A 20,010-nucleotide genomic window follows, 5' to 3' on the forward strand; every position below is an offset into this window, starting at 1 on the left:
TCTCATTGCCGTGCACAGGAGGGGTCGAGGATCCATTCGGCACTGTCGTTCCATACGTCGGTCTCGACGATGAGCCCGTTGCGCACGACGAAGCGGTCGACATAGCGATTGTTGTCGAAGCGTTGGCCATCCGGCCATTCGCCGTATAGGTAGCCGAGGCTGTAGACGATCGTCTCGCCGTCGCCTGGCACGACGTCATAGCGCTCGATGCGCTTCTTGACCCATTTGTAGCGAGTGGCGTTGAAGCCAGTGGGACCGCTTGGGCTATCGAACACCCGGTTGCCTGTGAACCTGCAGACGAAGCTTGCATCCACATATCGGGCTGCCCGTACGGGGTCCGGCGCCATGGAGGCCTCCAGGTAATCTTTGACTGCCTGAAGGTCGCGCTGCGCAAGGTCGTTCATTTTTTATCCCCGTCTGTTGCCATGATCGACATTAAACTGCATACAGTTTCTCTATTCAATTCCTATTTTGGCTTCAAGTATGAGTTCCATTCCCGCCTTCGATACCCTTATCCGGAACGCCGCCCTGCAGGGGAGCGTGGCCCTGACGGACATCGGCATCCGTGATGGGCGCATTGCCGCGATCATTCCTGTTGCGCAGCGCGGGGAAGATAAAGCTCATGTCGTAGAGGACGTCGGTGGCCGTCTCGTTTTGCCGGGTTTCGTCGATACTCATGTCCATCTGGACAAATCCTGTCTTCTTGCATGCTGCAGGGGTGTTGGGGGAGGGTTGAAAGGCGCAGTTGCTGCAGTGTCGCGGCTGAAGCAGGAATTCACGGAAGAAGATGTCTATCGCCGTGGTGCCCGAACCATCGAAATGGCTATCCTGCAAGGCACCATGCACATGCGCACGCATGTGGAGGTCGATCCGCGTGTCGGTCTGCGAAGCCTTGCTGCTATCCAGCGGCTGAAACGCGACTATGCCTTCGCCATCGACCTCTCTATCTGCGTCTTTCCCCAGGAGGGCCTGTTTAACGATCCCGGCACCGAGGCGTTGCTGGAGCAGGCGCTAGACAGTGGCGCGGATCTTCTCGGCGGCTGCCCCTATACCGACAGCGATCCTAGAGCGCATATGGAGCGTCTGTTTGACATGGCAGAGCGCCATGATGTCGATCTCGACTTCCACCTTGATTTCGATCTTGATCCAAGCTGGACCCATATGGATGACATCTGTCGCTTGACGGAAGCCAAGGGCTGGCAGGGGCGGGTGGCGATCGGACACGTCACCAAGCTGGCTGCAATGGAGGAGGCGCTCTTCGAGCGGCATGTCACCCAGCTATTGGCCGCCGGCGTTGCGGTGACCGCCCTGCCTTCGACCGATCTCTATCTGAACGGGCGCGACAAGGGGTTTCGTGCCGTACGCGGCGTTGCACCTGTGCACCTATTGGCGGACCGAGGCATCACGACGTCGATTGCGACGAACAACGTGATGAATCCGTTCACGCCTTACGGGGATTGTTCTTTGCTTCGCATGGCCAATCTCTACGCAAACCTCATGCACATAGGACCCGAAGGTTTCTCCCAATGCCTCGATATGATCACGGGGGATGCCGCGCGCCTGATGCGTATCGACGCCTACGGCATCGCGCCGGGCCTTTTCGCAGATCTGATCGTTCTTGATGCCACTTTGGAAGATGAGGCTTTCGGCAGCATCGCGCCCGCCTTGATGGGTCTAAAGAAAGGCAGGAAAACATTCGAGCGACGGGCCGAAATTTTTCATAGTCGACGAACGCCGATCGCACAGGCTGAGATGATTGCCGAGGGGCCGTAAGCCTTCCTCGAAACAAGACTGCAGACAGATCTATCGCTCTACCAGTGCAAGGGCTGGAGCCTTCTCCACGTCAGGACGCGCTGATCCAGTTGCCGTCGGATGCCCGCGTCTCCCGCGTTTTGTGATGGTTCAGTATTGGATAGTTTGTCGATAACCGATGGGCAAAAGGACCTTTTGGTGTCATGTGTCGGCCGACTTGGACGTCGCAACCGCCTCTAATGCCTCGGCGAAAAGGCTTGTACCCATCAGAGCTCTGCAACGGGCGAAGCGCCTATCGGCATAACTGCGGAAGTCGTCTGCAGGATTGTCGTTTGCGAGCTGTATTAGGCCCCAGAGTGTCCATAGAAGGTCGCACATTGCCTTATATATGACGATGCGCCCACGCTCGGCGGCAGTGGGCTCACCGCCGAAATAAGCAAGGATCATTTCTTCCTCCTGCTCCGGCCCGAAACCGCCTTCGACGCAGAGATCGCCGAGATCCCACATGGGGTCGTTCATGCCGGAATATTCCCAGTCGACGATCCACATGCGCTCACCACTGTCGAGGAAGTTTTCGCAAAGCGGATCGCAGTGGCAGGCGACATTCGGCAGCGGATGGGCCGATAGCGCTGCCCGCACCGCCTCCGCCTCGCTTAGGACGTCATGATATCCTTCCGGCAGGTCGACATCCTTCGTGGCGAGGATGCCGAGGTAGCTGTCGATCATCGCGAAGAGTTCGAAGCGTGCAGGGAAGATGGCGCCACTGTCATGCAGTTTGCGAAAGGCCTTGCCTGCCCTGGCAGGGGCGCCGGCTCGCGACCGAAACTGCTCCGGTGTCATGGTCGCTGCCCCATCCAGGAAACGGGAGACGAAGATGCCGCTTGTCGCGTCCGCAAAGAGAATGTCCGGGCCGACACCGGCAAAGGCGACTGCCTCTGTCGCCATCATCTCGTTGGCGCGATCAATGTATTCCTCTGTGCCCTTGCCAGGGATGCGCAGGCAGTGGTCCCCGACGCGGAATACCAGATTGGTGAGGCCGCCCAGGCGTTCGATCGGGCCGTCATGACCGGCCAGCAGGGGGATCGTCTTCACTGTTTCCCGGGCGAGCGCGATCTCGGTCTCTTCGTTCATGCCTTCAGCCTCTCCATCTTCGCATCATAGAGGGTGCGGGCGCCCCGGCGGGCTTCATAGGTCCTGCCGAAGGCCTCGATCTGGAAGTGCTCGCCTGTGGCAATCTCAGTTGGCAGGTAACCGAAGGCAATGGTCTTGCCGAGCGTATATCCGTAACCGGTGCTGGCCGTGGAGCCCACGACCTTGCCATCGAGTAGAACCGCCTCGCCGCCGTGGAAGGGGGCGAAGCCGTCGACGGTGTAGGAAACGAGCCTGCGCTTCACGCCGTCCGCCTTGATCGTCGCCAGGGCCTCCCGGCCGATGAAGTCGCCTTTGTCGAGCGCGACGCAGAAGCCGAGACCAGCCTCATACGGATTGTAGTCGGGCGTGATGTCGCCGGACCAGTAGAGATAGCCCTTTTCCATGCGGGCCGCATCGATGGCCCGGTATCCGGCATCGGCGATGCCTGAGGCTTGTCCGGCCGTTTTCAGGGTATCGTAGACATGGGAGGCGTATTCCTGGTCGATATAAAGTTCATAGCCGAGTTCGCCAACATAACCGATGCGGACCGCAAGCGCCGAGGCTGAGCCTATGTCGATGCGTCTTGCGGCGAGGAAGGGCAGCGCATCATTGCAGAGGTCGTCGTCGGAGATGCTTTGCAGGACGTCACGCGCCCGCGGTCCGCAGATGTTGAGGGTGGCGAAGCGATTTGTGACGTCGCGCAGGCAGACGCCTGCCGGCAGGTGGCGGGAAACCCAGTTGCCGTCTCGGACGCCGAAGCCGGATCCGGTGATCAGGTAGAGGAGGTCGTCGGCGAGATGGACGATCGTCACATCAGCCTCGATGCCGCCGCGCTCGTTGCAGAGCTGGGTGTACACGGCCTTGCCCGGCGGGCCGGACAGATCATTGGCCGCGATCCGCTGCATGGCAGCCCATGCGCCGGGCCCGCTGATCTCGAACTTGGAGAAGGAGGACTGATCGATGAGCGCCACGCGTTCGCGGATCGCCTTCACCTCGCCGCCGACGGTGTCGAACCAGTTCGGCTTGCCCTCGAAAGAGGGGATGTCCCTGGCTTCCGGCCCCGCTTGCGAAAACCAGTTGGGCCGTTCCCAACCAAATTTCGAGCCGAAGACGGCGCCATTTCTCGCCAGGACATCGTGCAGCGGCGATCGGCGCAGACCTCGGACGGCCTGCGCTTCCTCGCCTGGCCAATGGACCTTGTAGTAGGCGCCGTAAGCCTCGATGGCGCGTTCTTCCAGATAACGTCCCTGGGCATGGACAGCGCCGAAGCGACGGACGTCGAAAGGCCAGAGATCCATGCCGGCATCGCCGTGCAGGATGAGGTTGGAAAGCGCAACGCCGGCTCCGCCTGAAGCGGCGATGCCGGCGGTGAAGCCGCAGGCGACGTAGAAATTGTCGAGGCCCGGGGCAAGCCCCATGATCGGCTCGCCGTCGAAGGAGACGGGGATCGGGCCGTTGATCACCGTCTGGATGCCGATCTCGTTGAGGGCGGGAATGCGGGTCGCGGTCGGCAGGGCAAAGAGCTCCAACCGGTCCCAGTTCGGCTCGAACAGTTCGCGACCGAAATCGAGCGGCGCCTTGCCACGCCAGCAACCCTTCGTGCCATCCTCCCAGCCGCCGATGGCGAAGGAGCCGGTGTCCGGCTTCAGATAGAAATTGTTGTCGGGATCGCGCAGGGTGGTGAGATCCGGGGGTGGAGTGAGCTTTTTTTCGGTGAGGAAATACTGGTGCTCCACGACGCCTGCCGCGAGCGGGACGCCGGCCATCTCACCGACGCGTTTCGCCCAGAGGCCGGCACAATTGACGAGAATATCGCAGGAGATCGTCCCGCCATTCGTCACCACGCCGACGGCCCGGCGGTTCTCGATGACAATCTCCTCGACCGTCACCCCTTCCTCGATCTTCACGCCGTTCATCCGCGCGCCCTTGGCATAGGCCATGGTCAGGGAATAGGGATCGATATAGCCGTCGCCGGGTATGAAGGCGGCACCCTCGATGCCCTCCTTGACGATGTAAGGGAAACGGTTCGCTGCCTCTTCAGCGGAGAGGGAGTAGCATTCGACGCCGAAGCTTTTTGCCTGGGTCATCGAACGGCGAATTTCGCTCCAGCGCTCAGGACTTCCGGCAAGCCTGAGCGAGCCCACCTTCTTCCAGGCAATGTGCTGGCCCGTTTCCTGTTCCAGGCGATCGAAGACCGCGACGGAATTTTGCATCAGCCGGGTCAGATTGCGCTTGCCGCGAAGCTGGCCGACGAGGCCTGCCGCATGCCAGGTGCAGCCATGGGTGAGCATGGCCTTTTCGACCAGCAGGACATCCTTCGCCCCGTCGCGGGCGAGGTGATAGGCGACGGAGGTGCCGATTGCGCCGCCGCCGATGATGAGAATGTGGACATGACGATCAGCGCGGAATGGCATTGGGAAACCTTAGGCCTTGATCTTGTCCATGGCCGGGTCGACCATCGGCCCGAAGTGAAGGGTGGCCGGCGTCTTTTCCGCCGCGACCACGAGCTCGTAAGTTCCGCTCTTCAGATAGTCGTCGCTAACGCCCTCAGTGTTGCGAACATAGCCGTAGCCAATGTTTCGGCCGAGCGTGTAGCCATAGCCGCCGCTGGTCAGGTAGCCGACGGCCTCGCCGTTCCTGAGGATCGTCTCGCGTCCCGCGATCACGATCGATGGGTCGTCGACGGTGAAGCCCATGAACCGTTTCTTGAGCGGCTGACCGGCAAGGCCTTCCAGCGCTCGGCGACCAAGGAAATCGGTGTTCTTGCGGAGTTTCACCGCCCAGCCTAGTCCAGCCTCGAAGGGCGTGTCGTTCGGCGTGATGTCGGAGCTCCAGGCACGGTAAGCTTTTTCGAGGCGCAGGGATTCCAGTGCGCGATAACCGATGGGGCGGATGTCATGGGTTTTGCCCGCTGCCATCAGGACATCATAAACTTCTCCGAGTGCGGCGATCGGTATGTGCAGTTCCCAGCCGAGTTCGCCGACATAGGTGACCCGGAGCGCCCGAACGGTGGCGCCGGCAATCCCGATTTCTCGCACATGGCCGAAGGGGAATGCCGCATTCGACACATCTGCGGCGGTGACGCCGGCGAGTACTTCGCGGGCCCTTGGTCCCATCAGCGACAGCGTGCCCCAGTCTTCGGTAATGTCGGAGAGCGTGCAGTCCAGACCGGCAGGAATATGGTCTGATATCCAACCGAAGTCGTGGGTGCGGAAGCCGGTGCCGGTGACGATGTAGAATTTGTCTTCGGCGAAGCGCGCGACGGTCAAGTCCGCCTCGATGCCCCCCCGAGTGTTCAGAAGCTGTGTGTAGGTCAGGCGACCGACGGGCTTGTTCACATCGTTGGCGCATATCCAGTCGAGTGCTTTGAGGGCATCGGGACCTGAAAGCTCGTATTTCGCAAAGGACGACTGGTCGAAGACCCCGACCGCCTCGCGCACGTGGCGATGCTCTTCGCCAACAGGCCCGAACCAGTTCTGCCGGCCCATGGAGTAAACGTCCTTCGGTACCACGCCTGATGGTGCGAACCAGTTGGGGCGCTCCCAGCCGAGCTTTGAGCCGAAGACGGCGCCTGATGCCTTCAAGCGGTCGTAGAGCGGAGAGACAAGACGCGGGCGGCCGCTTTCATATTCCTCGTGCGGGAAGGCAATTGTGTAATGTTTGCCATAGGCTTCCAGCGTGCGGTCGCAGACCCATTGGCGGTCGCGATGCATGCCGGCGAAACGCCTGATGTCGACGACCCAGAGATCGAGCGGCGCTTCGCCGTCGACAACCCATTGCGCCAGCACCCAGCCGGCGCCTCCGCCGGACGCGATGCCGAAGGCGTTGAACCCGGCGCCGACGAACATGTTCTTGCATTCGGGGGCTGCGCCGAGGATGAAGTTGCCGTCGGGCGTGAAGCTCTCCGGACCATTGATCATCTGCTTGACGCCCACCGTCTCCAGAGCTGGTACGCGCTCGACGGCCTGGATCATGTGCTGTTCGAAATGGTCGTAATCGTCGTCGAAGAGGCGGAAAGCCCAGTCATTCGGCAAGTCGCCTGTGAGCCAGGGTTGCGGATTGGGCTCATAGCCGCCCATCACCAGGCCGCCAACCTCTTCCTTGTAGTAGGTCCGCCTGTCAGGGTCGCGGATGGTCGGGGCATCGGTCGAAAGACCGTCGATCTTCTCGGTGATGATATACTGGTGCTTGACCGCCTGTAGAGGCACGTTGATGCCGGCCATGTCGCCGATCTGGCGCGCCCATTGGCCTGCGCAGTTCACCACCTTTTCGCAGGCGACGTCGCCCAGCGTGGTTTTCACAGCGGTGATCCGGCCGTCCTTCAACTCGAAGCCGATGACCCGAACGTTTTCGACGATCTTCGCGCCATGCATGCGGGCGCCTTTTGCCAGCGACTGGGTGATGTCAGAAGGGCTCGCCTGACCGTCCGTCGGCAGCCAGCTCGCACCGACGAGATCATCGACATTCATCAGCGGCCACATCCGCTTCACCTCTTGGGGAGAAACGAGATGCATCTCCATACCGAAGCTCCCGGCCGTCGTGGCGAGGCGCTTGAATTCGGTCCAGCGATCCTGATTGGTGGCCAGCCGCAGGCAGCCCGTCATCTTCCAGCCCGTTGCGAGCCCGGTTTCGGCTTCCAGCCCTTTGTAGAGCTCAACCGAATATTTCAGCACGCGGGTGATCGAGGCGGACGAACGCAGCTGGCCGACGAGACCGGCCGCATGCCAGGTCGAACCCGATGTGAGGGCGCCCTGTTCGAGGAGCAGAACGTCTGCCTTGTGATCCTTGGCGAGATGATAGGCGGTGGAGCAGCCGATGATGCCACCGCCAATGACGACAATCTGGGCGTGGGAGGGCAGGGTCATGACGCATGGTTCCCGTAGACTGAGTTGTAGTGGTCCAGCGCTTCTTGGAGGCGCGTGAGGTTTTCGGCCGTGTAGCCGACATAGTCGGCCCCCGGCGCATCGAGGTAGAGTTCGGAGGTCATGCTCCACATCGCCTCGCGCAACAGGGAGGCGCATTGCATGGCGGCGAGCGAGTGGCGGATCTCGGTCGAGGGCACACCACCGAAATAGGCGGTGAGGAACTCTTCCGACTGGTCGGGTGTCAGGCCGGCATTGGAGGTCGCACCGGCGAGGTCGAACATGGGCGTCGAGAAACCGGCATATTCGAAATCGATCAGCCAGAGCCTTTTGCCATCGTCGAGAATGTTGGAGGGCAGGAGGTCGTTATGGGCAAAAACGATGGGAAGCGGCGCCTGCACGGATTCCAGCTCCTGCGCCAGCACGAGAAATTGGGCCAGCTCCGGGATCATCCGGCTGTTGCCTGCCTCGAGCGTGCGGGCATAGTCGCGCACCACGTGGAAGGGCCAGAACATGAAGCCCGCACCGGTTACGTGGCGTGGCATTTCCTTGTGAAACCGGTGGAGAAGGAGCGCCACGCGCTCGCGTTCGGCCGCGACGTCGTTTGCCGAAAACGTCTTCGCGTCGAGGAAGGCAGAAACCATAACGCCCGATTCTGCATACTCCACCTTCGGAGCGAAGCCGGCCGCGTGGGCAGCGCGGGCCGTCATGAGTTCGCGGGTCCTGGAAACGTGATGGAAGGGATAATCTGTCCCGAAGCGCACGACGTGGCGGCCAGAGGCATCGGCCACCAGGAAGCTCTCATTGCTGAGGCCGCCCTTGAGCACGGAGATCTCCAGCGCTCCATTCCAGCAGGGCAGGGACGCGATGCGATCTTCGAGTACTGGGTTCGGGGCGATGTCGGTCATGCCATCCGCTCCCTCAGACGAGCAGCGCCGGCAGAGATCAACCGGTCGGCGATGATGGCGATGAAGGCAACGGCGAGGCCTGCGACAATGCCGCGGCCGGTATCGGCCTTGGTCAAAGCGATATAGACCTCCTGGCCGAGATCGCGGGTGCCGACCAAGGCCGTAATCACGAGCATTGAGAGGGCGAACATGATCGTCTGGTTCAGGCCGAGCATGAGTTCGGGAAGTGCGAGCTTCAACTTGATCTTGGTGAGGATCTGAAAGGGCGTGCACCCCATGGCGCGTCCGGCTTCGACGACCTTCGGATCGACGCGCTGGACCCCGAGTGCCGTGTAGCGGATCGCTGGTGCCACGGCGTAGGCAACGATGGCGATCAGAGCTGTGAAGTCGCCGACCCGGAAGAGCATTACGGCCGGCATCAGATAAACGAAGGAAGGTAGCGTCTGCAGCGTGTCGATCACCACCTGCAGCCAGCGCCAGAGCCGCTCACGCTCTGCTGCGAGAATGCCGATTGGAATACCGATCAGGCAGGCGATGATCACCGCGATGCCACAGAGATAGACCGTCACCATCGCCTTTTCCCATTGGCCAGTCGCGGCGATCAGGAAGGAGAGCGTGGCGGCCAGGACAGCGAGCCGCAGCCCGCCGAGGCGGTAGCCGGCGATGGCCAACACGGCGACGACACCCAGCCAGGGCAACTCGGCCAGGAAGCGCTTGATCGGTACCAGAAGGTGGATGAGGAGGGTGGTGCGGATCGCCTCGAGCGCGTCGAAGAAGTTGATGTTGATCCATTTCACCACCTCGTTCCAGAAGGTGCCGGTCGACAGGATGAGGCTGTCGGGCAGGGTGGCGAAAGCAGGCGAGATCAGGCTTGCGACGAAGCTGAAGACGATCACGGCAAGGCCTGCGGTCAGATACGGGTGGCGCTGCATCAGGTTGTGGTCGCTGGTCGCTATGACGGACGGGACGCCGGCCTTTCGCGCGAAGGCCTGGCTCAAGCGGTCGAGGGCGACGGCGAGTGCGACGATTGCGAAACCCGCCTCGAAGCCGGCGCCGATGTCGAGACGACGGAGCGCTGCCAGCACATCGAAGCCCAGGCCGCCAGCGCCGATCATCGATGCGATGATCACCATGTTGAGAGAGAGCATGATGACCTGGTTGACGCCGACCATCAGCGCGTCGGCGGCCGAGGGCACCATGACCTTCCAGGTCATCTGTCTGCGCGAGCAGCCGACCATTTGGCCAAGATCGCGGATTTCCGACGGAACGGCTCTCAGGCCCAGTAGGGTGATGCGCACCATGGGCGGCATGGCGTAGACAATGGTCCCGACGATGGCTGCCGTCGGCCCGAAACCGAAGAGGAAAAGGATCGGCACGAGATAGGCGAAGATCGGGATGGTCTGCATCAGGTCGAGAAGTGGCGAGATCGCCCGTTCTATCCACGGAAAGCGGTAGCCGGCGAGCCCGAGTAAAAGGCCGAGAATGACACCGATCGGAACAGCGACCAGGATGGAGGAGAGCGTCACCATGGCGCTCGACCATTGGCCGAATGCGGCGAGGAATCCGAAGCAGGTGACGACCAGTGCCGCCAACTTGGCGCCGCCAGCATAAAATCCCATCAGACCGACGAGCACGATGACACCCAGGTAGGATATCGGCGGCACGATCTGGACTGCGGCGGATCCCTGGCCCGAGAGGAAGCCGGTCGAGAGCAGGCTGAGCGCAAACGTGTAGGGAATGTCGATTAGGTCTGCGATGAAGCGCGTGAGATCAGTGAAGGAGAAGAGGCCGAAGCTCGCTTCGTTGACCAGCCATTTCATCCAGCCGCTGATGTGTCGAGCCGCGGGGATTTGCCAGGCGCGTGGATAGTCGAAGGCCCATTTTCCGATCGACGGGCCGAGCCACCAGGCCATGAGCATGGCAAAGGCGGCAAGCGCCAGGGCGATATCCACGAAGCGTTTGCCAGACGGCGCGCTTCCGGTCTCGTCGGCGTGGAATGGCGGGGCGGATAGCGCGCTCATCGGCTCAGCCCTGCATCATGACGTCGACGACATCGCTGCGTCGCAGGAGACCAACCGGCCGGCCGTCTGCATCGACGATGCCGAGCGTGTCACCGGCTGTGGAGAACAGGGGGGCGGCTTCCGAGATGGAAGCCGATGGCGAGGTGGTGACCGCGGGCAGGGGCCCGGTTGCGGCCTTCATCAGCGAGGCGACCTTGACGACCTTGGAACGGGCGACGTTGCGGGTGAATTCGGCGACGTAATCGGTGGCGGGCGCCAGAACGAGTTCTTCGGGGGTGCCGGCCTGCACGATCTCGCCATCCTTCATGATCGCGATGCGGTCGGCGAGCCGGATCGCTTCGTCGAAGTCGTGGGTGATGAAGACAATGGTCTTCTTCAGCACCGATTGCAGGCGCAGGAATTCGTCCTGCATTTCGCGTCGGATCAGCGGATCGAGCGCCGAGAAAGGTTCGTCCAGGAACCAGAGTTCGGGTTCGACCGCGAGCGAGCGGGCAATGCCGACGCGTTGCTGCTGGCCACCGGAGAGTTGGCGCGGGAAGGAGGTCTCCTTGCCGGCGAGACCGACCAGTTCGACCATGCGTCTGGCGCGACCCTCCCGCGTCGGCCGGTCTATGCCCTGGACTTCCAGGGGGAAGGCGACATTGTCGAGCACCGTCAGATGCGGCAGTAGCGCAAAATGCTGGAAGACCATGCCCATCTGATGGCGCCTGATCTCGATCATCCGCGCTTCGCTGGCTGAGAGCAGGTTTTCCCCGTTGAAAAGTATTTCGCCAGATGTCGGCTCGATCAGCCGTGACAGGCAGCGCACCAGTGTTGATTTGCCAGAGCCTGAGAGCCCCATGATCACGAAGATTTCGCCGGCTCTCACCGCAAGATTGACGTCCCTGACTGCGCCGACCAGGCCGGAATTTAACAGCGTCTCGGCGTCAGGCTTGCCATCGTTGGAGGACATGGCATCGCGGGCGCCCGCACCGAATATCTTCCAGACATTGCGGCAGACGAGTTTGGCTTCAGTCGACATGGCAGTTCCGCTGGATCGCAGGACGGATAGCCCGCAGGGGCCGCTCGAAAGAACGGTCACCCGCGCCGAGGGAGTGCGCGGGCGACCTAAGCCAGTCCGGCTATTTCTTGATCCATTCCGACCATTTGGCCTCGTTGGCGCCGACCCATTCGGCCACGACTTCCTCGACCTTCTTGCCTTCGAGATCGACCTTGGTGATCATCGCGCCCATTTCGTCGTTGCCGACGTTGAAGGCCTTGATAGCCTCATGGGCGCCGGGCCACTTGTCCTTCAAACCGGACCAGGCGACCTTCCAGATCGGACCGAAGGGCTTGCCACAATCATAGGCCATGTCCGGGTTAGAGCCCGAGGCGGCGTCGGTGTAGCATTCCTTGGTGTATTGCGGGAATTCGACCCATTCGCCCTTGTATTTGGCTGGGGCCCAATGCGGCGCGTAGATCCAGAGGAGGATCGGTGCCTGACGCTGATAGGCGCTTTCAAGCTCTGCGAAGAGTGCCGCATCGGTTCCGGCATGCACGACCTCGAAGGGCAGGTCGAGCGCTTCGACACGTTCGTCATCAAATCCGCCCCAGGTGACCGGACCGCCGAGATAGCGGCCTTTCGGCGCTGTTTCCGCCGTCGAGAAGGCTTCGGCACAGGCTTCAGTCTTCAGAGCTTCCCAGTTCGGCAGGCCGGGGCATTTCTCCTTCATGTATTCGGGAAACCACCATTCTTCCTTGGCTTGCATGCCGGTTTCGCCGAGGTTTTCGACCTTGCCCGTTGCCGTGGCTGCGTCCATCGCCTCGCGGCCGGTCGTTTCCCAGATTTCCATGGCAACATGGAGGTCTCCGGATTCGAGACCGGCAAACTGGGCCAGATAGTCGGCCTGAACAAACTCGACGGAATAGCCCCCCTTCTTCAACACCTCGCCCATGATCTGGGTGGTGATCAACTGGCCTGTCCAGTCATGTAATGTCAGTTTGATCGGATCGGTGGATTCCTGCGCTGATGTCGGTGTGACGAAGAATGCGGCAGTCATCAGCAATGCGGCTGCGATAGTTCTCGGCATGCGGTCATGGTGAAGCATTCGAGTTCTCCCAGTAGAGCCCGTTGAGATTGCTTAAATCTGGCAAGGCACCCGGTCGCCGTTCCCCGTACTTTTCGTATCTGATGACGACCGCGTGTATGTCCGCAGTCTCGGGTCAAGCGAGAGAGCTTGTCAATCCGAATCTGTGGCATTTTGTGATTTTCTGACCGATTATGTGGTGCCTACTTGAAGCGGGTGTTGCCGCGAGCTAACGATGCGGTGACGAGCAGGATGGAGATGGTCATGCCCCCTTCAACACGGCAGCGAGAGATCTTGCGTGTTCTGGATCGCGAGGGAACTGTGGCCCTTTCGGCCCTTGCGCGCAAACTCGGTGTATCGCTGGAGACCATCCGGCGGGACCTTAAGCCGTTGGCAAACGGTGGCAGTCTGATCAGGATGCATGGCGCAGTGAGCCTGACTTCCATGGTCGGCGAGGCGCCGTTCGAACGCCGGATGCGTGAAAACAGCGAGGCCAAGCGGGCCATCGCGGCCTCTGTTGCAGCGACCATACGTGACGGGGACTCGATCATGATGGACACAGGCACGACAACGAGCTTCCTTGCGCGGGAACTCCTGGGTCACCGGCGTCTGACCGTCGTGACAAACTCTTCCGACATCGCGCGCACGCTTGCTACGCTGAATGACAACAAAGTTTACATGGCAGGCGGGGAGTTGCGCAGCGACAACGGGGCGGCGTTCGGGAGTACGGCTATCGATTTCATCAGTCGATTTTCCGTAACCCACGCGATCATCTCGACGGGTGCCGTGAATTCAGAGGGGATGATGGATTACGATCTGGATGAGGCGGAATTTGCCCGCACGGTTATCACGCGCGGACGACGCACGCTGGTTGTGACGGACCGGAGTAAATTCGGTCGCGAGGGTCTGGTCCGTGTCTGTGGCTTCGAGGCGATCGCTGAGCTTGCGACCGATGTCCAGCCTCCACCGGACATTGCCGAGGCTATGGCTGCAGCCGGTACCAGTGTGTTGCTTGCCTGAACTCTGAGGCTATGTGTTCTTCGGCCGGTAGCCGAACTTCCCGATCGGGACGCACGTTTTGCGCGCCTAGAAGACCACGTTTGTTGGAAACGTTGAGGCCATGATCGATCGTCACGTCGCTTTGACAGTCAGGGTCCCGCGATGTCTCGGTTGGTCTGCGCGTTCGAGCCTGAAGTCCCGGTCCGAAGACAGTTTTAAATTGGCGCGTCAGAGACGGTGCGGATGCACGGCATCCACCGCACCCGTCCTTGGTTCAGTGCATCACTCAGCTGCCTTGCCCTGAGAGCCGCCATGGCGTCGCGCCAGGAACTCGAAGAGACGCGCGACAGCCTCTGCACCTGGATCGATGTGTCCTTCGAGCTGCTGAGCATTGATATAGGCGGCCCGCCCGGCTCGGGCCTTGACGTAGGTTGCGGTGAGGTTGGCACCTGCGCGTGCAGCACTTGCTGCTGCCGCGAAACCCTTGTCATAGGCATCAAGCGCAGGCGAAAGTGCGTCGATCATGGTTCGGTCGCCGAGCGCAGCGCCGCCGATTTCCTGCATGCGGGCAAGCCCGGCCTTCAACGCGTCGCGCATGCCGAGCCCACTTGAGGCTCCATCGCCTGCCGCAGCAAAGAAGATGGCGAGCAGCACTCCGGACGAACCGCCCATGGTCTGGCTAAGCTCCTGACCCATGGCGCGCAGTAACTGGGTATGGTCAGCAAGCGGCAGGCGGTCCAGAGCCTCGATCAGGGCCCGTGCGGCGCTTGCAAGGGTCGAGCCGGTATCGCCGTCACCGGATTTTGCATCAAGTGCATTGAGGTCCTTTTCAGCCTCGATCAGAAGCTTGCAGCACTCGGTGAGAAATTGACGGGTCGGCAAATGCTGCGAGGCAAGTGGCGCGATCGGGGTCAATCCGTCGGGCAGGGCGATGAGGTTGACCGGCCGGATAGCCGTTACGCCTGGCCATGCTGCAAGATCGACTGGCTTGGCAAGCAGGTCGAGGTCGGCTTTTTCCGCCGGCATGACCGAGATCGAAAAGCCCTGCATGTCGAGCGAGGTCATCAATGGGGCAGGACCAACGATATGCGAAATCCGTTCGCCGATCGCTGACTGGACAAGTTCGTTGAGGACCACGGCCATTTCGAGCACGGAGGTGCCGCCAAGATTATTGATCAGTACGACATGCGGCTTGTCTTCCATGCCCACGGCAAGGCGGTCCACCATCGCTGCCACCGCGCCACGCACGCCGTCATACTCGATCTGCTCCACGCCCGCCTCACCATGGATGCCAAGGCCGAGTTCAGCGCGGCCTTCGGGAATTCGCGCCTCCTTGGGCGAGCCCGGTACGGTGCAGGTGTCTAGCGAAATCCCGATCGAGCGAATATTGGCGATCACGCGGCGTGCAGTGTCGATGACGGCATCGAGGCTTGCGCCGTTTTCGGCCATCGCACCGGCGATCTTGTGCACGAAGAGCGTGCCCGCGACTCCGCGGGACTGCGGCAGGTCGGGAAGCGCAATGTCATCATCTACGATCACCATCCCGACATTGAGCCCGAAGGCGCGCGCGCGCTCGGCCGCCAAGCCGAAGTTCAGCCGGTCGCCAGTATAATTCTTGACGATCAGCAGGCAACCGAGCGGGCCGGTCACAGCAAGGATTGCAGCCAGAATGGCGTCGACGCTCGGGGAGGCGAAGACATCACCACATACAGCGGCCGTCAGCATGCCGCGTCCGACAAAGCCTGCATGGGCCGGCTCATGGCCGGATCCGCCGCCCGACACGATCGCCACCTTCGACTTGTCCCAGTCGGACCGCACCACGACGCGAATATGCGGAAAGCCATCCAGGCGGCTCAAGGCTCCGGCTGAGGCCATGAGTACGCCGTCGATTGCTTCGGTGACGGCATTTTCCCTGCTGTTGAGGAATTGTGGCATGAGACCCTCCCTTAGACGAGACGCATTCCGGCCGCATCGAAATAAAGCGGCTTGTGCGGCTGGATTTTGATGATGTCGCCGCCCTTGAGAGCGGTATGGGCATCGGTGACGGTGATGATCGGGTGTTCCCCGAGCATGAGATGAAGGCGCGTCTGATCGCCGAGATGTTCGACCCGGGTGACCTGAGCTTCCTGGCCTTCTCCCGCAAGAATATGCTCGGGCCTCAGCCCAATGGAATGGGCCCTGACAGGTGCGCCGGGGAAGAGGCTTGCGGGGAGCACGTTGATGCGCGGCTGACCAAGCCGGGTTGCTGCATAGATGCTGACCGGCGTTTCATAGATCTCGCGCGGCGATCCGAACTGCGCGAGTTGACCCTCCTTGAGTACACCGACATGGGTCGCCATGGTCATCGCCTCGATCTGGTCATGCGTCACATAGAGGAACGTGGCGCCCGACTGAGCCTGGATGTTCTTCAGTTCAACGCGGAGATCCGCGCGGAGTTTCGCGTCGAGCGAGCTGAGTGGCTCGTCCATCAGATAAATCTGCGGATTGCGGACCAGCGCGCGACCGATCGATACGCGCTGCATCTCTCCCCCCGAAAGGGCTGTCGCCTTGTTGTCGAGCTTGTGGGAGATCTGCAGGACCTCGGCAATTGCCTTGACCTTCTGGTCGATCTCCGCCTGCGGCGTGCGCAGCAGCGGCGACTTCAGCGGAAATTCGAGGTTCTGCCGCACCGTCATGTGCGGGTAGAGGGAATACTGCTGAAAGACCATCGCGACATTGCGCTGTGCTGGTGTCAGTCCTGCCATGGAGCGTCCGCCAATCCTGACGTCGCCTTTGTCTTGTGTGTCGAGGCCGGACACCGTGCGCAGAAGGGTGGTTTTTCCGGCTCCGGTGGGCCCCAGGAGTACCACGAACGAGCCATGCGGAACGGTCATCGTCACGTCATCGAGCGCACGGGTGGCGCCGAACGACTTGCTGATGCTGGAAAGGACGACGTCAGCCACGAGCAAGTACTCCTTCATTCGCTTCGGACACCAGTGCCCTCCCGCTTTTCGCATCAAAAAGGGTGAGCGAGCGGCGATCCAATTCAAGCCCAACGGAAGCCCCCGTTCGGATCACATCGCTTGATGCTGTCCGCGCCTTGATCTCTCCGTGGTTGGTCTCGATCGTGAGGATCTGTGTGGTGCCGAGATATTCAACGGCGGCCACCCGTCCGCGAAGGTCGGCCGCGTCCGACAGGCGGACATGTTCCGGCCTCACCCCGAGTGTCAGCGCACCCCTGCAGCCTTCCCTGGATGTGGGAAGCTCGATGCGCGATCCACCGATCTCCACTGCATTGCCGCCTTCTTCAATCGCGCCTTCGAACTCAAGGAAGGACATAGGCGGCGAGCCGATAAACTTTGCCACGAACTTGGTTGCCGGCCAGTCGTAGATCTGTTGGGGTTTGCCGAATTGCTCGATCACGCCATGGTTCATGACGACGATCTTGTCGCCCATCTGCATGGCTTCCAGCTGATCGTGGGTGACATATACGGTGGTCGCCCCCATGCGGTCATGAAGGGCACGCAGCTCCTCGGCCATATGTTCGCGGAATTCCGCATCGAGTGCGCCGAGGGGCTCGTCCATGAAGAAGGCTTTCGGCTGGCGTACGATCGCACGGCCAAGCGCCACGCGCTGCCGGTCGCCGCCCGAAAGCCCGCCGACGGGTTTGTCGAGGATCGATGAGATCTGCAGGATGCGGGCGACTTCGGCGACACGGCGATCGACTTCTGCGCGCGCCACGCCCTGGCTCACCAGGGGATAGGAGATGTTCTTGCGCACATTCATATGCGGATAAAGCGCAAACATCTGAAAGACGAAGGCGATGTCGCGCTCGCTCGCGCGCTTCATGCCGACCTCGTCGCCGCCGATATAGATCTCGCCACTGGTCGGCAGTTCAAGGCCAGCCATCATCCGCAGCGTCGTCGTCTTGCCGCAACCTGACGGGCCGAGCAGCATGAAGAACTCACCGTCCTCGACGGTGAAGGTCGACGACTTCACCGCATTGAAGGCTCCGAAGTCTTTACGCAGGTTTTGAACGCGGATCTGAGCCATCACTTACTCCGGGAAATGACTGACGACGATGAACATGACGGTTCCGATCAGCGTCACCGGAAAGGAGAAGGTAAAGAGCGTCAGCGAAAGCGGCTGCATGAGCATGACCACGCCGAGCGCAATCAAGGCCGAGGCGATCATTTCCCATTCGGACCGGCGAAACCGGCTGAGGCGGGTAAGGAAGTTCATCATTTGCGCACGGCTCCGAATGTGATGCCGCGCAGCAGATGCTTGCGCAACAAAACGGTGAAGACGACCACGGGTAGCAAGAACAGCGTCGCAGCCGCTGCAACGGCTGGCCAGTCGATTCCGCCGCCGACTGAGAGGATGGTTGGAATGAAGGGAGGTGCCGTCTGGGCATTGCCGCTCGTCAGCAGGACCGCGAAGGCATATTCATTCCAGGCGAAGATCAGGCAGAAGATCGCGGTCGAGGCGATGCCAGTTGCGGCCTGCGGTAGCACGACCTTGTAGAAGGCCTGGAAGCGGGTATAGCCATCGATCAGTGCCGCTTCCTCGTATTCGCGCGGGATTTCATCGATGAAGCCCTTGAGCAGCCAGACCGACAGCGACAGGTTGACCGCCGTATAGAGCAGGATCATGCCGAGGTGGGTGTCGGAAAGGCCGAGCTGGCGGAACATCAGATAGATCGGGATCGCGACCGCAATCGGCGGCATCATGCGGGTCGACAGGATGAAGAACAGGAGGTCATCCTTGAGCGGCACCTTGAAGCGGCTGAAGGCATAAGCGGCAAGCGTTCCGAGGAAGATTGAAAGGAATGTCGAGCCGAAGCCGATGATGACCGAATTCAGGAACCTCTGACCGAAGCGCGACGGACCCGAGATGATCATGCCTCTGTCTCGGGTGATCTTGTCATACCAGGTGGTGGGCGGTGGCAGTTTGGCAAGGTCCTGTGCCGATGGGCGTGACTGTGTTGTAAAGAGGTTCACATAGCCTTCAAGCGTCGGCTGGAAGACCACTTTCGGCGGATAGCTGATCGAGTCCGGGCCGGACTTGAAGCTCGTCGAAATGATCCACAGCAACGGGATCAGCGTGATTACCGCGTAAAGTCCGACAAGGATGCCTGCAATCCACTTGGAGGCAGGCGACGGTTCGGTGACGGAATGTGCGCTCATCGTTCCTTAACCTTGTTCAGTGCCTTGACGTAAATGGAGGCGAGGCCGAATACCGTGACGAACAGGATGATTGCATAGGCACTGGAATAGCCGGTCCGCCATTTTTCGAAGGCCTCTCGCTTCAGATCGATCGAGGCGAGCAGTGTCTCGTCCCCCGGTCCGCCACCGGTCAGAAGGACCACGAGGTCGAACATCCGGAAATTTTCGATGCCGCGGAACAGGACCGCAAGCATCAGGAACGGTAGCGCCATCGGCAGGGTGATCGTCCAGAACTGCCGCCACTTCGATGCGCGGTCGACCTCCGCTGCCTCATAGATGTAGTCGGGTATGGAACGCAGGCCCGCCAGGCAGATCAGCATGACGAAGGGCGTCCACATCCAGGTGTCGACAATGACGATCGCCCAGCGTGCCCAGCCGCCGGGGCCAAGCATCGAGAAGCTGTCGGCCGGAATGCCGGTCAGGAATTCGACGGCGTAGTTCACGAGGCCGATTTGCGGCTGGTAGAGAAAGGTCCAGAAATTGCCGACCACAGCGGGCGAGAGCATCATCGGGATGACGATCAATGTCGTGACCAGGTCATTGCCCTTGAACTTGCGGTTGATCAGCCATGCCAGGGAGAAGCCGATCAGCACCTGGAAGGTGATTGTCCAGATGAGGAAGTGGGCGGTTGTCTGCATGTTCGCCCAGGTGTCGGCGTCTGTCAGGATGCGCATGTAATTGCGCAACCCGACCCACTGCACTTCCGCATTCGGCTTGTTGGCGGCGAAGTTCGTGAAGGACAGGCGGATGGTCCAGATCAGCGGAAATATGTTGACCGACAGAAGCAGGAAGATCGTCGGCGCGACAAAAATCCAGGCAATGGCTCTATCGCTCAGTCCCCGGATACGTTTTGCAACCGGTTCGGGTGTTGCGCGGGCGAGGCGGTCTGCAGTTTTGTCGGTCATCGTCCCGATCCGTGTGACGTTTCCAAATGGGCAGCCGGGTCCTTGTGCCTTGTCGCAAAGAGGCAAGGTTCAGCTTCAGCCGGCAGGCTTCAAGGGTTTTAAAGATTGGTGCCGGCGGCAGCGCTGGCTCTGTGTCTCTCCCTCGGCATCGCCGAGGGAGAG

At 61.0% G+C, this 20,010-nt stretch carries 16 protein-coding genes; 2 read left to right on the forward strand and 14 right to left on the reverse strand.

Annotated elements, in window-relative coordinates:
* Window positions 1–2: 2 nt before the first annotated feature.
* Window positions 3–404: a hypothetical protein gene (locus SJY08_RS05100; protein ID WP_054151596.1), complete on the reverse strand. Its 402-nt coding sequence runs from the start codon at window positions 402–404 to the stop codon at window positions 3–5.
* 79 nt (window positions 405–483) lie between these two features.
* Between SJY08_RS05100 and SJY08_RS05105 the strand changes: the two genes are divergently transcribed.
* Window positions 484–1,773 (forward strand): amidohydrolase family protein, encoded by a 1,290-nt coding sequence (locus SJY08_RS05105; RefSeq protein WP_377274901.1) that lies wholly within the window; start codon window positions 484–486, stop codon window positions 1,771–1,773.
* Window positions 1,774–1,953: 180 nt separating this feature from the next.
* Here SJY08_RS05105 and SJY08_RS05110 read toward each other — a convergent pair whose 3' ends face one another.
* From SJY08_RS05110 to SJY08_RS05140, 7 genes are all read right to left on the reverse strand, one after another.
* Window positions 1,954–2,883 (reverse strand): phosphotransferase, encoded by a 930-nt coding sequence (locus SJY08_RS05110; RefSeq protein WP_377274902.1) that lies wholly within the window; start codon window positions 2,881–2,883, stop codon window positions 1,954–1,956.
* Window positions 2,880–5,297: an FAD-dependent oxidoreductase gene (locus SJY08_RS05115; RefSeq protein ID WP_377274903.1), complete on the reverse strand. Its 2,418-nt coding sequence runs from the start codon at window positions 5,295–5,297 to the stop codon at window positions 2,880–2,882. The genes SJY08_RS05110 and SJY08_RS05115 overlap by 4 nt, the downstream gene beginning before the upstream one ends.
* A gap of 9 nt (window positions 5,298–5,306) precedes the next feature.
* On the reverse strand, window positions 5,307–7,748 hold the full coding sequence (locus SJY08_RS05120; protein ID WP_377274904.1) for an FAD-dependent oxidoreductase: 2,442 nt from the start codon (window positions 7,746–7,748) through the stop codon (window positions 5,307–5,309).
* Complete coding sequence (locus tag SJY08_RS05125) at window positions 7,745–8,653, reverse strand: choline kinase family protein (protein ID WP_069040983.1); 909 nt, start codon at window positions 8,651–8,653, stop codon at window positions 7,745–7,747. Before SJY08_RS05125 ends, SJY08_RS05120 begins: the two co-directional genes overlap by 4 nt.
* Entirely contained in the window at window positions 8,650–10,674 is a 2,025-nt protein-coding gene (locus tag SJY08_RS05130; protein ID WP_377274905.1) for an ABC transporter permease, read from the reverse strand. The genes SJY08_RS05125 and SJY08_RS05130 overlap by 4 nt, the downstream gene beginning before the upstream one ends.
* Window positions 10,675–10,678: 4 nt before the next feature.
* Window positions 10,679–11,695: a glycine betaine/L-proline ABC transporter ATP-binding protein gene (locus SJY08_RS05135; RefSeq protein ID WP_377274906.1), complete on the reverse strand. Its 1,017-nt coding sequence runs from the start codon at window positions 11,693–11,695 to the stop codon at window positions 10,679–10,681.
* A 100-nt stretch (window positions 11,696–11,795) separates the two neighbouring features.
* Complete coding sequence (locus SJY08_RS05140) at window positions 11,796–12,761, reverse strand: ABC transporter substrate-binding protein (RefSeq protein WP_377274907.1); 966 nt, start codon at window positions 12,759–12,761, stop codon at window positions 11,796–11,798.
* A 243-nt stretch (window positions 12,762–13,004) separates the two neighbouring features.
* On the opposite strand from SJY08_RS05140, the gene SJY08_RS05145 reads away from it, so the two are divergent.
* Window positions 13,005–13,760: a DeoR/GlpR family DNA-binding transcription regulator gene (locus SJY08_RS05145; RefSeq protein WP_054151604.1), complete on the forward strand. Its 756-nt coding sequence runs from the start codon at window positions 13,005–13,007 to the stop codon at window positions 13,758–13,760.
* 261 nt (window positions 13,761–14,021) lie between these two features.
* Here the strand turns inward: SJY08_RS05145 and SJY08_RS05150 are convergent, their stop codons facing one another.
* From SJY08_RS05150 to SJY08_RS05175, 6 genes are read right to left on the reverse strand one after another with little or no spacing between them, the layout of a single operon-like run.
* Entirely contained in the window at window positions 14,022–15,674 is a 1,653-nt protein-coding gene (locus SJY08_RS05150) for a dihydroxyacetone kinase subunit DhaK (RefSeq protein WP_153762458.1), read from the reverse strand.
* Window positions 15,675–15,685: 11 nt separating this feature from the next.
* On the reverse strand, window positions 15,686–16,681 hold the full coding sequence (locus SJY08_RS05155) for an ABC transporter ATP-binding protein (RefSeq protein WP_377274908.1): 996 nt from the start codon (window positions 16,679–16,681) through the stop codon (window positions 15,686–15,688).
* Window positions 16,674–17,771 (reverse strand): ABC transporter ATP-binding protein, encoded by a 1,098-nt coding sequence (locus tag SJY08_RS05160; protein ID WP_377274909.1) that lies wholly within the window; start codon window positions 17,769–17,771, stop codon window positions 16,674–16,676. The genes SJY08_RS05155 and SJY08_RS05160 overlap by 8 nt, the downstream gene beginning before the upstream one ends.
* Before the next feature lie 3 nt (window positions 17,772–17,774).
* Window positions 17,775–17,963, reverse strand: coding sequence for a hypothetical protein (locus SJY08_RS05165; protein ID WP_054151607.1), 189 nt, complete (start codon window positions 17,961–17,963; stop codon window positions 17,775–17,777).
* Window positions 17,960–18,904 carry a carbohydrate ABC transporter permease gene (locus tag SJY08_RS05170; RefSeq protein WP_054151608.1) on the reverse strand — a complete coding sequence of 315 codons (945 nt, stop codon included), beginning with the start codon at window positions 18,902–18,904 and terminating at the stop codon, window positions 17,960–17,962. Before SJY08_RS05170 ends, SJY08_RS05165 begins: the two co-directional genes overlap by 4 nt.
* On the reverse strand, window positions 18,901–19,848 hold the full coding sequence (locus tag SJY08_RS05175) for a carbohydrate ABC transporter permease (RefSeq protein ID WP_054151609.1): 948 nt from the start codon (window positions 19,846–19,848) through the stop codon (window positions 18,901–18,903). The genes SJY08_RS05170 and SJY08_RS05175 overlap by 4 nt, the downstream gene beginning before the upstream one ends.
* Window positions 19,849–20,010: the final 162 nt, after the last annotated feature.

The organism is Rhizobium sp. R86522 (genome assembly GCF_042466255.1).
Classification (GTDB): Bacteria; Pseudomonadota; Alphaproteobacteria; order Rhizobiales; family Rhizobiaceae; genus Allorhizobium.

Excerpts from the sequence above, each read along its gene's own strand:
- SJY08_RS05135 (WP_377274906.1), bottom strand. The coding sequence starts at position 11,695 with ATGTCGACTGAAGCCAAACTCGTCTGCCGCAATGTCTGGAAGATATTC.
- SJY08_RS05175 (WP_054151609.1), bottom strand. The coding sequence starts at position 19,848 with ATGACCGACAAAACTGCAGACCGCCTCGCCCGCGCAACACCCGAACCG.
- SJY08_RS05165 (WP_054151607.1), bottom strand. The coding sequence starts at position 17,963 with ATGATGAACTTCCTTACCCGCCTCAGCCGGTTTCGCCGGTCCGAATGG.
- SJY08_RS05160 (WP_377274909.1), bottom strand. The coding sequence starts at position 17,771 with ATGGCTCAGATCCGCGTTCAAAACCTGCGTAAAGACTTCGGAGCCTTC.
- SJY08_RS05170 (WP_054151608.1), bottom strand. The coding sequence starts at position 18,904 with ATGAGCGCACATTCCGTCACCGAACCGTCGCCTGCCTCCAAGTGGATT.
- SJY08_RS05125 (WP_069040983.1), bottom strand. The coding sequence starts at position 8,653 with ATGACCGACATCGCCCCGAACCCAGTACTCGAAGATCGCATCGCGTCC.
- SJY08_RS05115 (WP_377274903.1), bottom strand. The coding sequence starts at position 5,297 with ATGCCATTCCGCGCTGATCGTCATGTCCACATTCTCATCATCGGCGGC.
- SJY08_RS05105 (WP_377274901.1), top strand. The coding sequence starts at position 484 with ATGAGTTCCATTCCCGCCTTCGATACCCTTATCCGGAACGCCGCCCTG.
- SJY08_RS05145 (WP_054151604.1), top strand. The coding sequence starts at position 13,005 with ATGCCCCCTTCAACACGGCAGCGAGAGATCTTGCGTGTTCTGGATCGC.
- SJY08_RS05100 (WP_054151596.1), bottom strand. The coding sequence starts at position 404 with ATGAACGACCTTGCGCAGCGCGACCTTCAGGCAGTCAAAGATTACCTG.
- SJY08_RS05120 (WP_377274904.1), bottom strand. The coding sequence starts at position 7,748 with ATGACCCTGCCCTCCCACGCCCAGATTGTCGTCATTGGCGGTGGCATC.
- SJY08_RS05130 (WP_377274905.1), bottom strand. The coding sequence starts at position 10,674 with ATGAGCGCGCTATCCGCCCCGCCATTCCACGCCGACGAGACCGGAAGC.
- SJY08_RS05140 (WP_377274907.1), bottom strand. The coding sequence starts at position 12,761 with ATGCTTCACCATGACCGCATGCCGAGAACTATCGCAGCCGCATTGCTG.
- SJY08_RS05110 (WP_377274902.1), bottom strand. The coding sequence starts at position 2,883 with ATGAACGAAGAGACCGAGATCGCGCTCGCCCGGGAAACAGTGAAGACG.
- SJY08_RS05150 (WP_153762458.1), bottom strand. The coding sequence starts at position 15,674 with ATGCCACAATTCCTCAACAGCAGGGAAAATGCCGTCACCGAAGCAATC.